At 54.3% G+C, this 13,610-nt stretch carries 15 protein-coding genes; 3 read left to right on the top strand and 12 right to left on the bottom strand.

The genetic code is table 11. The annotated features are described in order from the left end of the window. Positions 1-14: 14 nt before the first annotated feature. The gene (dinG, locus tag SD961_RS19285) at positions 15-2,177 is read right to left on the bottom strand and encodes an ATP-dependent DNA helicase DinG (protein ID WP_318791949.1); all 2,163 of its coding nucleotides are present in this window, start codon (positions 2,175-2,177) and stop codon (positions 15-17) included. 68 nt (positions 2,178-2,245) lie between these two features. Continuing rightward, positions 2,246-3,145 (bottom strand): LysR family transcriptional regulator, encoded by a 900-nt coding sequence (locus tag SD961_RS19280; protein WP_318791948.1) that lies wholly within the window; start codon positions 3,143-3,145, stop codon positions 2,246-2,248. A 132-nt stretch (positions 3,146-3,277) separates the two neighbouring features. Between SD961_RS19280 and speB the strand changes: the two genes are divergently transcribed. Further along, positions 3,278-4,240: an agmatinase gene (speB, locus tag SD961_RS19275; protein ID WP_318791947.1), complete on the top strand. Its 963-nt coding sequence runs from the start codon at positions 3,278-3,280 to the stop codon at positions 4,238-4,240. Positions 4,241-4,273: 33 nt separating this feature from the next. Further along, entirely contained in the window at positions 4,274-5,359 is a 1,086-nt protein-coding gene (locus tag SD961_RS19270) for an iron-containing alcohol dehydrogenase family protein (protein ID WP_318791946.1), read from the top strand. Here SD961_RS19270 and SD961_RS21765 read toward each other — a convergent pair. The 4 genes from SD961_RS21765 to SD961_RS19255 form a co-directional block, all read right to left on the bottom strand. Next, positions 5,325-5,621 carry an antirestriction protein gene (locus SD961_RS21765; RefSeq protein WP_412916728.1) on the bottom strand — a complete coding sequence of 99 codons (297 nt, stop codon included), beginning with the start codon at positions 5,619-5,621 and terminating at the stop codon, positions 5,325-5,327. The genes SD961_RS19270 and SD961_RS21765 overlap by 35 nt on opposite strands. Positions 5,622-5,695: 74 nt before the next feature. Next, positions 5,696-5,914 (bottom strand): YgdI/YgdR family lipoprotein, encoded by a 219-nt coding sequence (locus SD961_RS19265; protein ID WP_318791945.1) that lies wholly within the window; start codon positions 5,912-5,914, stop codon positions 5,696-5,698. A 54-nt stretch (positions 5,915-5,968) separates the two neighbouring features. After that, positions 5,969-6,379 (bottom strand): DUF4354 family protein, encoded by a 411-nt coding sequence (locus SD961_RS19260; protein ID WP_318791944.1) that lies wholly within the window; start codon positions 6,377-6,379, stop codon positions 5,969-5,971. Further along, complete coding sequence (locus SD961_RS19255) at positions 6,376-6,702, bottom strand: hypothetical protein (RefSeq protein ID WP_318791943.1); 327 nt, start codon at positions 6,700-6,702, stop codon at positions 6,376-6,378. Before SD961_RS19255 ends, SD961_RS19260 begins: the two co-directional genes overlap by 4 nt. A gap of 469 nt (positions 6,703-7,171) precedes the next feature. On the opposite strand from SD961_RS19255, the gene SD961_RS19250 reads away from it, so the two are divergent. Then, positions 7,172-7,477, top strand: coding sequence for a hypothetical protein (locus tag SD961_RS19250; protein WP_318791942.1), 306 nt, complete (start codon positions 7,172-7,174; stop codon positions 7,475-7,477). A 443-nt stretch (positions 7,478-7,920) separates the two neighbouring features. Here SD961_RS19250 and SD961_RS19245 read toward each other — a convergent pair whose 3' ends face one another. The 6 genes from SD961_RS19245 to SD961_RS19220 all read right to left on the bottom strand — a co-directional run bounded on the left by SD961_RS19245 (position 7,921) and on the right by SD961_RS19220 (position 13,607). Next, on the bottom strand, positions 7,921-8,697 hold the full coding sequence (locus SD961_RS19245; RefSeq protein ID WP_318791998.1) for a DUF3750 domain-containing protein: 777 nt from the start codon (positions 8,695-8,697) through the stop codon (positions 7,921-7,923). Positions 8,698-8,922: 225 nt separating this feature from the next. Next, positions 8,923-10,281, bottom strand: a complete 1,359-nt coding sequence (locus tag SD961_RS19240) for an MmgE/PrpD family protein (RefSeq protein WP_318791941.1) — start codon at positions 10,279-10,281, stop codon at positions 8,923-8,925. Continuing rightward, a complete protein-coding gene (locus tag SD961_RS19235; protein WP_318791940.1) occupies positions 10,278-11,159 on the bottom strand; it encodes a polysaccharide deacetylase in 882 nt (293 codons plus the stop codon). Before SD961_RS19235 ends, SD961_RS19240 begins: the two co-directional genes overlap by 4 nt. Then, positions 11,152-12,000: a polysaccharide deacetylase gene (locus SD961_RS19230; RefSeq protein WP_318791939.1), complete on the bottom strand. Its 849-nt coding sequence runs from the start codon at positions 11,998-12,000 to the stop codon at positions 11,152-11,154. Before SD961_RS19230 ends, SD961_RS19235 begins: the two co-directional genes overlap by 8 nt. Positions 12,001-12,002: 2 nt before the next feature. Beyond that, positions 12,003-12,824, bottom strand: a complete 822-nt coding sequence (locus tag SD961_RS19225) for an ABC transporter substrate-binding protein (protein WP_318791938.1) — start codon at positions 12,822-12,824, stop codon at positions 12,003-12,005. Between the two features lie 18 nt (positions 12,825-12,842). Continuing rightward, positions 12,843-13,607, bottom strand: coding sequence for an amino acid ABC transporter ATP-binding protein (locus SD961_RS19220; protein ID WP_318791937.1), 765 nt, complete (start codon positions 13,605-13,607; stop codon positions 12,843-12,845). Positions 13,608-13,610: the final 3 nt, after the last annotated feature.

The following is a 13,610-nucleotide window of genomic DNA, read 5'->3' as shown; positions in this document are numbered from 1 at the left end:
CTGCTCTTCGGTTATTAGCGACGACGGCGCGGTGAGGGTTTCTTTCCCGCAGGTGCCAGACTTGCTTTGGGTAACTCGCCTTCCGGCATTGCCGGCTGCTCAATCGGGAAGACCGGCAGCGCCCCCAACAGGCGGGCGCCGTAGCTTTTGCTCAGCAGACGTCGGTCGTAAATGACAATTTCGCCAAAACACTCATGGCTGCGGATCAGCCTGCCGACCTGCTGGATCAGATTAAACGAGGCGCTGGGCAGACTTTGTACTTCAAACGGGTAGCGTCTCAGGCTTTTCAGCCACTCTCCCTCGGTCAAAATAACCGGGCTGTCCACCGGAGGGAAAGCAATTTTATGAATATGCACCTGCGACAGCAAATCCCCTTTCAGATCCAGCCCTTCGGCAAAAGATTGCAACCCGACCAGAATGCTGGTCTCTCCCTGCTCAACGCGCTTGCGGTGCAGCGCCACCAGCGCAGGCCGGGGTTTATCGCCCTGTACCAGCATCATCAGACGCAGCTCTGGCAGATAAGAGAGGAACTGCTGCATCGCCCGGCCGCTGGCAAACAGCACTAAGATGCCTTTGTGCAGGCCGAGTTTAATTTGCGTCCGGAAGAAGTGCGCCATCTCCGCCAGATGCTTCACTTCGTTAGCCAGCATCGGCTCATACTGCATCTGCGGGATCACCAGCTTGCCCTGCTCAATATGGTTAAACGGCGAATCCAGCGCAACAAAACGGTCGCCCACCTTCTCCGACAGGCCGGACATCTCCTGCAGACGCTGGAAGCTGCTTAGCGAGCGCAGCGTGGCGGAAGTCAGCACCACATGGGGAATTTTGCGCCACAGCAATTTTTCCAGCTGATCGCTGACGCGGATGCCGGCGCAGTGAAACATTAAGTGGGCGTTGCCGTCGCGGATCTCTCTGGTTGCCCATTTAGAGACCGGCGCCCCAGAGGCTTTTTCCATCGCCGCCAGTTTCCAGAGCTTGCTGCTGGCTTCAAACCAGCCAAGCGCTTTATTCATCTGGATCAGCGCACGGTGCAGCCTGACCACATCAAACTGCCCCGACTTTTCGCTTAAATCGTTCAGCAACGCTTCCGCCAGCCCGCGCAGGCCATCACACAGTTTGAACAGACGGGCGCACAGGGTCAGCACTTCTTCGGGAAGCAGCCCCATCTCAAAGCGATATTCACCCTCCTGATTGCCGGACGGCAGTAGCTGGGCAAGAATATGAGAGAGCTGCTGCAACTGCTCGCGCACCTCTTCACAGTGCGCTTTCAGACGTTCAGGATTGCTCAGGCCTGGCGGCCTTTTGGGGCGAAACTGGGCCAGGCACTGCTCCACAAGGCGGCAGAAGAGATCAAGCTGCAGGGTATTCCAGCCGGGAGTGATTTCCCCGCTCATTTCCAGCGCATCCCGCGCCACATCCGGCAGATGATGGCCTTCGTCCAGCACCAGCAGCAGATTTTTCGGCGGCGGCAGCACCGATTCGGTTTCCAGCGCCGCCATCACTAAAGCATGGTTCGCCACCACCACATCCGCGTTTTCTATTTCACGCCTCGCCACATAGAACGGACATTCGCGAAACCAGTGACAGTTGCTGCCAAGGCAGTTGGCTTTATCGGTGCTCAGGCGCTGCCAGAGCGAATCTTCAATGGAATCGTCACAGTGATCGCGCAGGCCATCCCACTGATGCCGGTTAAGGTTTTTTTCAAGGGTGGTACAGAGCGCCCGCTCATCCTTGCTGGCAGTCATCTGCTCATCCAAAAAGAGCAGCAGGTCGCCCTGTTTTTCCTCATCGGTTGCCAGAGCCGACAGATTACGGGGGCAAACATAGCGGCCACGGCCAAAGGCGGCGGTAAAGCGCAGATCCGGAATGATCTTCTTCAGCAGCGGTAAATCTTTGCTGAAAATCTGATCCTGTAGCGCCACGTTAGCCGTACTCACCACCAGCGGTTTCTCTTCCGCGCGGCTGACGGCGATCCCCGGGATCAGGTAAGAAAGCGTTTTCCCCACGCCAGTGGGCGCTTCAATCACCAGATGACGGCCATCATCCCCCGCCAGCGTTTTCGCCACTTCGGCAATCATCTGCCGCTGCGGCGCGCGGGGAATAAAGTCAGGAATTTGTTGCTGAAGGGTTTTATACCACTCCGCAATTTGCGCTTTTAACGCGGCAGATAACGCCATAACAACCACTTTTTACTGAAACGGCCTGTATTTTTACACAGTATCAGGCCCGCGTCAGCCTTCTTCACTTATTGCCTCGGGACAGCTCGCAATTTGACCAGATCGCGGAAGGCGCGGATCAGCACTTCTCTGCTGCGCCCACGGCGGAAGATCAGCGAGAAAGGTGCCTGATAGCTGAACTGCTGGGGTGATAACCGTTTCAGCCGTTTTTTTTCCACCCACGGCAGGGCAGTGTGTTCGGGCAGGTAGCCGATGTAACGGCCGGACAGGATCAGGATCAGCTGCGCTTCTATGCTCTCTACGGAGGCGGCGCTGGCTTTAAATCCGCGCCGAGCCAGTTCCGCCTGATTCCAGTAGCTGCGGGTGACAAAACCAAAGCTGTGCAGCGCCTCTGCCGATGGCTCTGGCTGGTCATAGAGCGGATGGCTGTCGCTGCAATAGAGCCAGTGCTGTTCATGGTGCAGCGCCACCGTGACCAGGTTGTTCACGTTTACCGGAAAATGACCAATGGCCAGATCAAGACGATTATCCAGCACCTTTTGCTGCAGCTCATTGGGATCCCGCACGGAAAGGTTAAGATAAACTGCCGGAAAACGTTCGCTGAACTGGTTGATGCTCTCTGCAAGCCCCAGGCGGGTGTCTGTGGAGACGGAATCCACCACGCCCAGCGAAAATACGCCCCCCTGCTCGGTTTTCAGCCCTTCAACCTGCCGGTCAAAATCGGATAGCGTACCCAGCAGTTGCAGGCTGTACTGCAAAAACTGTTCGCCACGCGGCGTCAGCGCAAATCCTCCCCGTCCACGCTGGCACAGCACAAAGCCGAGCTTCTGCTCCAGCTCGCTCATGTAACCACTGATGGCCGGCATGGTCATATTCAGCTCCTGCTGGGCACGGGTGTAACCCTGGCAGCGGGCAACGGTGGCGAAAATGGTTAACAGCTTCAGGTTAGGGAGACGGTTGGCGCTCACGGCTTGTCCTTGGGATCGATTTGCTGTTAGTTCAGCAATTACTGAACTGATTATTTGCTCTCAGGGATTTTTTCACAACCTTATCCGGCAGATGATGGCATATAAACCGTTGGCTACCGGAGACAAGACCTGATGCAGATCCCTGACAACCCCGACTTTCCCCAGCCCCAGAGTGGCAATGAGATGCCCCGCTTTGCCGGGCGAGGCACCATGATGCGCCTGCCTGCGGTGGAAAGCCCTGAAGGGCTTGATGCCGCTTTTGTGGGGATCCCGATGGATATCGGTACCTCTCAACGGGCCGGGACCCGCTATGGTCCACGCGCTATTCGGGCCGACTCCGTAATGATTCGTCCCTACAACATGGCAACCGGTGCGGCACCATTTGACTCACTGCGGGTGGCAGATCTCGGTGATGTGTCGATCAATACCTATAATTTGCATAAATCGGTGCAGATTATTGAAGACTACTATACCGGGCTGAATGCTTACCCGTTGGTACCGCTGACGCTGGGCGGCGACCACACGCTGACGTTGCCCATTTTACGCGCGCTGGTGAAAAAGCACGGCCCGGTCGGCTTGATACATGTGGATGCGCATACCGACACCAATGATGAAATGTTTGGTGAGAAAATCGCACACGGCACCACCTTCCGCCGTGCAGTTGAAGAAGGTTTGCTGGATCTCAAACGTGTTGTCCAGATTGGTCAACGCGCACAGGGTTACGACGCAGGCGATTTCCAGTGGGGTGTGGATCGGGGTTTCCGGCTGGTACCCGCTGAAAAATGTTGGTATCAGTCGATGGTGCCATTAATGGCGGAGGTGCGGGCGCAGATGGGCAGCGGGCCGGTTTATCTCTCCTATGATATCGACAGTTTCGATCCGGCCTGGGCTCCTGGCACCGGCACTCCGGAAGTGGGAGGGTTGACCTCGATTCAGGGACTGGAAATTGTGCGCGGCTGCCGGGGAATGAATGTGATTGGGGCCGATCTGGTAGAGGTATCACCCCCTTATGATATCAGCGGCACTACCTCGCAGCTGGCGGCAAATATTCTTTATGAAATGCTCTGTGTATTACCCGGAGTGAAGTACAACTGAAGGCGCTGAGCGTCAACGTTTAAAAGGTCACCCATGTCTGAACAAAATCTGGTTTTTCCTGCACGCGTGCTGCGTGGTGCGGGCGTTATTCATCAGTTAGGTGAGATTTGCCGCGAACTGGGCCATCGCGCATTGTTAATTGGTGGGCATCAGGCGATAAAAGCGGTGGAGTCCCAGGTTCGTACCCAGCTTGCCGATGCTGAAGTCACCCTGCTGGGCTGCGAATGGTTTGGCGGCGAAACGTCTTTAGCGCAAATCGAGCGTCTGGGTGAGCTGGTGGCCTCGTTGAACGCCGACATCATCATTGCCGCAGGCGGCGGAAAATCGCTGGATACCTGCAAAGCGGTGGGTGCGGCACATAACGTACCGGTCATCACAATCCCGACCATTGCCGCGACCTGTTCAGCCGTTACGCCGCTGAGCATTCGTTACGATGATAACGGGAATTTCCACGATATTTTCCCGCTGCCACAGGCACCAGCAGCAGTAATTATCGACAGCGAGCTGCTGGCTCAGGCGCCTTTGCGCTGGCTGTCGGCTGGGTTGGGCGATACGCTGGCGAAATGGTATGAGTTCCGCGCCGTCAGCCAGCGCCATCCGCCGGTTGATGCCAGCGCCAGGTCCTCGCTGGCGCACAGCCTGATCTGCTATGAAGTGATTGCCCAACACGGCCCGAAAGCCTGTGAAGCGGTGCGCAAAAATCTGCCGGATTACCATCTTGATCAGGCATTAGACGCAATCTTTACCTTCGCCGGGCTGACCTCGCTGATGAGCAATGGTGCCCACGCTGCGGCGGCACACGCCATTTATGAAGGTTTTACCTTCTGCGACAAAACGCGTGAATTTGGTCACGGGCTGCTGGTGGGCTACGGTAATCTCTGCCTGCTGGCGCTGGAAAACCGTCCTGATGACGAACTGCTGCATGAGATGGCGCTGGCCCGCCAGTGTGGCGTACCGCTCACCCTTAAGGAGATTGCCGATCTGACCGATGAGGAACTGGCGATTATTGTTCGCGAATCCGTGCACGCGCCAGATATGGAAAATATGGCGCACCCGGTCACCGTTGAGGCGCTTTATCAGGCTATCAGCCGGGTGGAAGCACTGGCGGCCGGAGTTTAATAACGCCCTTTACCGACTGGAAAGCGCAGGCGGTCGGGCAGAAATATCCCTTATGCAGCGTGGTGGTGATACCCGCTGCCTCTGACGACATTTCATCGCTGAAGCCTTGCGACAGGTTCTGAATGTTCTTTTTTTCAAACCCCGGCATTACAGAGCAGGTGCCGTTGCTGGTGTAAAAGTATCGCCACCAGCCATGCGGGCAGTCCTGGCAATGGGACTCTGTTCCCCAGTTTTTCTGCTGTAGCCGCGGCTTAAAAGGGATTACTTGAGCCTGCTCAGGTGAACTTATTCAGACAGACGGCAGCGAGCTGAATAAGGCGCAGGCTTTAATACACTTTATTTTTCGATGATTGATTGGATTTGATCCCGGTTTACTTCATGAACATTACCACCGGCATCTTTATAAGTGACAAGACCTGTGGATTTATCCGTTTCTGGTTTCCCTTTAGTAACAATCATTTCACCATGCTTTGTTTGCATAACATAGTCACTTGAGCAGGCCGCCATTGTTAACACGGCAAAGGCTACGGCAGTACTCGCAATAATTCTTTTCATTTATTCTCCCTGGATTATTATTAATAGCTCGTTGTTAGTTTCAGTCCGTATGGTTTACTTTAGTCGCTCAGGTAAATGAGGGCATTGCGTGGACCATTTAACAAATTTAGCATTGTAAACAGAGTCGTTATCACTGATGAAAGAGACATAGCCGACTTTTGCTATGCCATGTTTCAACGACCCCAAAAGATCTGACTGGACTGTACGCTGATCAAACTCTTTACCTTTCTCGTCAAAAGCTCTGTAACAACCAATAAAACCACTAAGATCGATAGGATCCTTAACTTTACTCACAACAGTAATGTTAAATGTTTTCTCATATTTTGGTTGCCCTTCGATCACTACGGTTCCTTCCGATTTGGGGACAGCTTGAATGATAAGCTTGTTGTGCAGATCCTCAGATGCTAAAGAAGCAAACGTAGATATAAGTAGCGAGGAAAGAATAATCCCTTTAACCTTTTTCATTCAAATCCTCCGGTATGATCGACTGCTCCTTTATATAGCAAAAAAATTACCTCACCAAATTTTTGTATAAATAGGGAGTAAACGAATAAAAAATAAATACTCAGAGTGGTTAGTATGTATTGCGACAGCCCCTTCATCTGCGTCTCTGTCCAGTCGTACAGCGACTGGATCAGCGGTACTGTTTCCTCTTCCGTGCCGCCAGCCAATAGCTGCCGTCTGCCGCATATCTCCGCCTCGCGTGCGCCATCAGGATTGGCTCCGCATAACTGCGGCCGGTAGGTTTTGCGGGCCTGGAAGCCTGAACGATGTGGTCTCAGTTTCATTGCTGGAAACAGCTCGTTTGGTAAAGTGTCGCATTTTGCAGCTTCGCTGCCAGCGTGCTGTTTTGCTCAAAAAGATCCTTAGCCCAGACTATTTTCCGTTTTCCAGGCGCCCCCCAACACAGTAAAGATGAATATATCAACGAAGAAGGAAATTATGACAGAAAAGTAAATAAAGGGTAATTCTTCTGTGAAGGTTGAGCAGCGGAAGTTAAATAAATTTACACAATAGAGAAAAGTAAACAGGAATGGTAAAATTTATTGGGATAAGTTTAGATAATTAAGTTTTACCCAGACTGCCGCAAGATTTCAGATGACAGGATATTTTTGATGTTTAGCGGTATACATAGTTAGTTTTACTGTCTTAGCAGGAGAGGCTTTCCCGCAACACCAAATGTGTTGACATTCCGTTTATGGGAAAATTTATGCGGTAAAGTTAATATTATCTTTCTTTTCTCTTGAGCTGGCCGTTATGAAAAATAGTTTTCTTATGACGTTAATCGTGATAAGCCTGACAGGCTGCGTTGAGTATCAGTGGGTCAAGCCCGGTGCCGACAAGCAGCAGGAAGAAAGGGTTGAAACCCAATGTAGGGCGCAGGCCCTTAAAGATTTGCCACCGGATAATCAAATCACAGGCAAGTACACGTCCAAAGATAAAAAATATAAGACTACAGATACAAGCTACTCAACCAGAGATGAAAACGAGGATAAGCGAGAGATATTGGTGAAGGACTGCATGTATCGTAAAGGCTGGGATCAGATTGAAGTCCAGCGTTGAGTGACAATAATTGTGCTGATAAAAGCCCTGCCTCTGGCTGAAGGCTTCTATTAAAAAATATATTTAATCCTATCGGTAATCCAATCGCGGTTGATTTCATATTTGAAATTACCGGCATCGTTGTAGATTATCAGCCCCGTGGGTTTACCTTTGGTCTCCCATTAGCGATTAAATATCAGCGCGGCATTGGCTATTCCGGGTCAATCAGATCGACAACCAAAATTACGCTGCGTCACTACTGTTAGTGTCCTGCGGAGCCTGCATGATAGTTGCAGGCTCCGCAGGATAGCGATTCCTTCAGGTGCAACTACAGAGATCACCATAAAAGGCTGGCGCCATAAAGCGATCTTATGTTGATTCGCTTTTTACCCGGCTATCTTGCCCGCCTGCGGATGCACCGCCAGAAGAGAATGTGCTGACGAACTATTCATCCGCCGCAGTGGTTATCCCGCTGCATCGCTCTCTACCTTGGTTTGCCCTAATCGGCCCACAAAAGGTAATCGCAGCGCCGGAGACTTCACATCAATGCCCATATTGAAGCCCAGAATATTTACTTCCAGCCCCTCTTCTCCGCCAAGGGTCAGACCCAGCACGCCCAACAGTGAAAGCTGAAGCCCACGCCCCGAGGGCGGCAAGCCAACCGGATTTTTAAGCGGGCGAAAATCTTTGCCGATGGCGTTAGCGGGCAAATCGAGCCGTAGCGTCGGCACTTCCCTGCCAATATGTGCCAGAAAGGTGTTGCTGTTCGGCCCGGGCCAGACACGGTAGGTGTGCGGCCAGGGATAACTTTTTATCGCGGCTTCAATCTGCGGGATCATTGCAGCGGCGGCGGTTCCACGATGATCAACAATGAGCTGCGGCTTTGCGCCAAACCAGTACCCGTCCGGCAGAGCATAATTTTCGCGGATAACGTTGCTGCTACCCCAGCTCACCACTTCATAGCGGCTGAACTGCGTTTCCCCTGCTTTTTTGAAAATGATCCAGGGATGCACAGCAAAAAGCCCCCGCCAGCCAAAGGTCGGGGCGACATAGACCTGTACGATGGCGGTCTGGCGTAAAACTACAGGATCGGGCGCCAGCTCCGCCGAGTCGCGTCTTGCCGTAGACCAGCTCTGCCCGCTGAGAACCACGCCACTGTGCGTGGCTTTGTAGTAGCTCTGACCAAAAGAGAGCAGCATTACGCATAAAAATCCGAGTGTGATGATTTTCAAATAGAGCATAGTTCCTTTGTCCACCCGCACAGAGCGGGTAAAAATGTGTTTCGGGTCGGGTTGGTATTGCGGCCGGGACAGGGCGTCGCCAGGCTCAGGGAAGGTGACATTTGTCACATTACTGAAATAGCTGACGCTGTTCAATGATTATTCTTTGCACAGCATAGTGTGTGCAGGCAGGAAAAAACGGAGCGCCAGCGCTCCGTTCGACTTTGCAGCAGCCGGGGAAAATCGCTACTGACTGAGTAGCCTCGAAAACGCTGAAACGTCCGCCTGCTGCTCCAGCGACAGACAGAAGGTTTGCAGGGCTGCGGTTTTTTCCACCGATAACACCCGCTGTGCAAGCTGGTTGAATTTCAGCAACAGCGCCTCGTCGTTCAACGGATTTTGTGGCGATCCTAACGGCACAGTAACCTGCTTACGCCAGCGTTCGCCGCTGCGCATTTCCAGCTCGATCATGGGTTCTTCACTGCTCTCCTGCTGAGGTTCTACATGCAGCACGATACGGTCGAGCATTTCGGCGACTTCAGGGCAAAGTCGTTTACTACTGTCATAAACCCCCAGTCCCGCATGCCCGAACAGCACCCGTGCCGTCAAAGCATAAGGCAAACTCATCTGCGCCGCCGCCAGACTTTGCAGGTTGGTGCTGCCGCACATCCCTTCCAGAAAAAGATTAAGATAAACGTGGATGCGGGCAATATCCTCTGCCTGTGACTGATGCTCCTTCATCAGTAAGCCCACGGCATCAATGGCTGAATGGGTGCCACGACAGGAGGCGTATGGTTTGATGGAACAACGGTTCAGCTTCCAGACCTCACCCAATCCCGCCGTTAACGCTTCTGGCTGGCGGCTCTGTGGCGCAAGCGTTTTCAGAAAGCCGCCCCAGACATCTTCAAAGGTTTCTGACGGCCCGGTCAGCCCTTTTGCCGCCAGTACGGCCGCCAACAGGCCGCCTTCTGCCGCCCGTCCGGCATGCAGTTTTTTACTTTGCGACCCATCGTGAATAAAGCCCCAGAGCCCACCGCTGAAGCTGGCCGCGATACCCAACGCCTGGGCCGTTTGGTTCTGATTAAGCTGAAGTAATGAAGCCACGGCTGCGGCGGCGCCAAACACGCCACAAGTGGAAGTTGAGTGCCAGCCCGCCTCATTATGCGGCGCATAACCGCCACAGGCTTCCAACACCCGGCGTGCCACGTCATAGCCCAGAACCACAGCGGCGATCAGCTGCTGCCCGGATATGTTGCCAGGGCATAAAGACAACGCTGCCAGCGCCGCGGGGAGCACAACGGCACCGGAATGATCGCAGCCGCCCGTGTCATCCAGCTCATACATGTGCGCTGCCACGCCGTTGGCCCAGGCGGCATTGCGGGGCGAAGTTAATAGCTTGCTGCCCCAAATCCTCGCCACTGGCGCGCAACCTTCCTCTCTCACGCTTTGCTGCACCGCAAGCGCAATCGGGCTGTTGCTGCCCGCCAGCGTAGCGCCAAAAGTATCCAGAATATGCCGCCTGGCGCGTTCTACCAGATCAGCAGGCAGATCGGTAAAGCGTGTTTCGGTAACAAACTCCGCGAGCCGGTTCATTATCTGACTCACAGGCTTTGCTCCTGAAGCTGACGATGAAAAATCTCCGCCGGATGTTCAGGCAGGTTGCCTGGCTGCGTCTGCCAATAGTCGGCGACTTCTTCCGCCGTGGCTATCCATACATCGTTATGACTGGCGATAAAGTCCAGCAGCTCAGCCAGCAAACTGATACGCCCCGCCGTGCCAATGATCTCCGGGTGCAGCCGTAACACGTAGCACAGGCCAAACCGGTGGAAGCCCTGGAAATCGAGCTTCATGTTCTCCAGCGTCTGCTGATAAGACGCGATGCGGGACTGGCCGGGCGGCACAGCCGGACTGAGGTTGAAGGCGAAGTAGGGTTCATCCTCCAGCTCATAATGCAGGGGAAGTTCGACCAGCCGCGTTTCCGGGTGAAAGTAAGGCAGGTCATCTCCACGCCAGCTGGATGACCAGCGGATCCCCGCTTTGCTGAGCGCGTCGGCCAGCCCCGGCTTCCACTGCCCTGCCGGGGTGCGGAAGCCAACGGGACGCTGGCCATTGAGAGCTTCAAGCCGGCTGCAGCCGTCGGTGACGCAGGCAAGCTGTTCATCAAGGGACAAAGTATCAAAATTTTGATGCGTTCCACCGCTACAGGCAATCTCATGCCCGGCGGCAGTAATACGGGCAAATACTTCGGGGTTTTCTTCGGCCACAATGGCGGGCAGGCACCAGCTGGCGCGGATGTTTTTCTCCGCCAGAAGTGCTAACAGGCGATCAACGCCGCGCAGCGTGCCGTAGCGCCAGACCGACAGTGTTTTATCGCGCCCGGCAACGGCCGGCGTCTGGGTTAAAATGCCATGAATATCATTGAAATCCAGCGTCACCACCACCGCAGATTGCTGTCCCTGAGGCCAGCGAACGTGTTCAGTCATGCTGTTGCTCCTGAAGATACCACTGGGCGACCTCGCGGCAGCGGGCAAACCAGACGTCACGCTGCTGCATATGGGCGATAAACTGTTCGAGCAAAAGAATGCGTCCGGGCTTTCCGCTGATTTTGGGGTGGAAAAGCGTGGTCAGGCATAACCCTTCTTCCATTGCGCCATCAAACTCACGGCACCAGTTATCCAGCGTTAATGCATAGCTGGCGGTGCGGTCCAGCCCTTTCGGAAAGTCCGGTTCACGCGTGTAGGCCAGCGAGGCATAGTCATCCATTTCCCACTTGCCGGGAATTTCTACCAGCTTTTGCGAAAAGCCAGGCACAGCGATGGCGTAAGGCCGATCATCGCCGCGCATGCTGCTTGAATACGTTACGCCTGCATCGAGTAACACGCCTGGCGTCTCGTGATGCCAGTCGCCTGAAGGCGTACGAAAGCCCTCGGCACGAATGCCGAGGAGTTGCCAGAAAATATCACGGGATTTCGCCATCACCTGACGCTGCTCTTCCCCGTTCAGCGCATAAAAGGACTCATGGCGGTAACCGTGATACGCCACCTCGTGCCCTTTTTCCACAATGGCTGCGCACTGCTGCGGCCATTGCTCGACTACCCATGCCGGAACAAAGAATGTGGCCGGTACGCTGTAGCGATCGAGCAGATCGAGGATCCGCCCCAGCGCCCGAAATGGGCCATAGCTGCCGAAGGTAAAATACTCCGGCTTTTGCCATATCGAACCGTTGAGCATTGCATCGCCGGTGGGGCCGTCCAGATCGAAAGCCAGCGCCATACAGCCCTGCTTACCTTCCGGCCAGCGAGGGCGAACGTCAGGTATCAGCATGATTATTTCCCGTTAACGGTCGCTGTTTTTACGGCGTTATCGGCCAGGCCCCATTTACTGAGGATCTTCACGTAGCTGCCATCCGCAATCAGCTCGTTAACGGCCCCCTGAACAGCAGCAATCAAGGCCGGATCGTTTTTATCAATCGCCATACCGGTAAACTGGGTAGCAATGGCTTTATCCAGCGGCTTGTAGGTATTTTTCTCAAGGTTCATTACGTACGGCAGGGTTTCGCTTCCCTGTACTGCACCATCCAGACGACGCTGACGCAGCTGAGTACGCGCATCCGCCGTACCTTCTGCACCCACCACGATAATGGCCGGCTTGCCTTTGGCTTCACAGTTGGCCTGGCTCCATTTGGCAATTTCAGCCGGGAAGGTGGTGCGGCGGCTGGTGCCTACTTTTTTGCCGCACAGATCGCTGGCGGTATTGATCTCCTTGCGGGCAGCCAGCGTGTAAAACTGCGGGCCAGTGGTGAAATAGTCGATAAAGCTGACCACTTTCTGGCGTTCAACAGTGTCGGTCATACCGGACATCACCATATCCACGCGTTTGGTCGACACGGCATTAACCATCTGTTCAAAAGCGATCTCCTGCCAGTTGATTTTGACGCCCAGCTTCTCGCCTATGGCGTTCCCCAGATCGACATCCACGCCGCTGAGCGTATTGGTGGCCGGATCTTTGAACTCCATTGGCGGATAGTTCGGCATGATGGCGACGGTCATTTCGCCTTTGGATTTAAGTGCGGCAGGCAGCCCGGCTGACCAGGCGGAGGCGTGCATCAGCACAGCGGCAGCAACGGCAGAAAGCACGATCTTTTTCATCTGTTTTACCCTGGTTTATTAAAGGAGAATGGCGGAAATAAAATTTTGCATGCGTGGATTTTGCGGATTCAGCAGGATGTCTTCAGGTGCGCCCCGTTCGATAATGCACCCCTCATCCATGAACACCACCTGGCTGGCCACTTCACGAGCAAAGCCCATTTCGTGCGTAACAACGATCATGGTGGTTCCCTCTTTCGCCAGCGTGCGCATCACGGCCAGCACTTCGCCGACCATTTCCGGATCCAGCGCTGAGGTAGGCTCGTCAAACAGCATCAGTTTGGGTTTCATTGCCAGCGCGCGGGCGATGGCTACACGCTGCTGTTGACCTCCGGACAGCGCTTGTGGATAGGCGTGCGCCTTATTCGCCAGGCCAACACGGTCCAACAACGCCATCGCTTCTTCCGTCGCTTCGCGTTTAGGGCGAAGCAGGACGCGGCAGGGACCTTCAGTGACGTTTTCCAGCGCCGTTTTATGCGGAAACAGGTTGAAGCGCTGAAACACCATGCCGGTTTGCAGGCGCTGACGGGCAATCTGCCGGTCGCTGAGTTGATGTAGCTTATTACCCGCAATACGGTATCCGGCCAGCTCGTTATCTATCCAGATGCCGCCCTTGTCTACCTTCTCCAGTTGGTTAATGCAGCGCAGGAAGGTGCTTTTTCCGGAACCGGATGGCCCCAGAATGCACATCACCTCGCCATAATTCACCTCCAGGCTGACATCTTTCAGCGCGTGGAAATTGTCGAAATACTTGTTCACCTCAACGGCTCTGACGATTGTTCTCATCGC

Source organism: Erwinia sp. MMLR14_017 (genome assembly GCF_033657285.1).
Taxonomy (GTDB): Bacteria; Pseudomonadota; Gammaproteobacteria; order Enterobacterales; family Enterobacteriaceae; genus Erwinia.
This window is presented reverse-complemented; position numbering and strand designations above follow the sequence as displayed.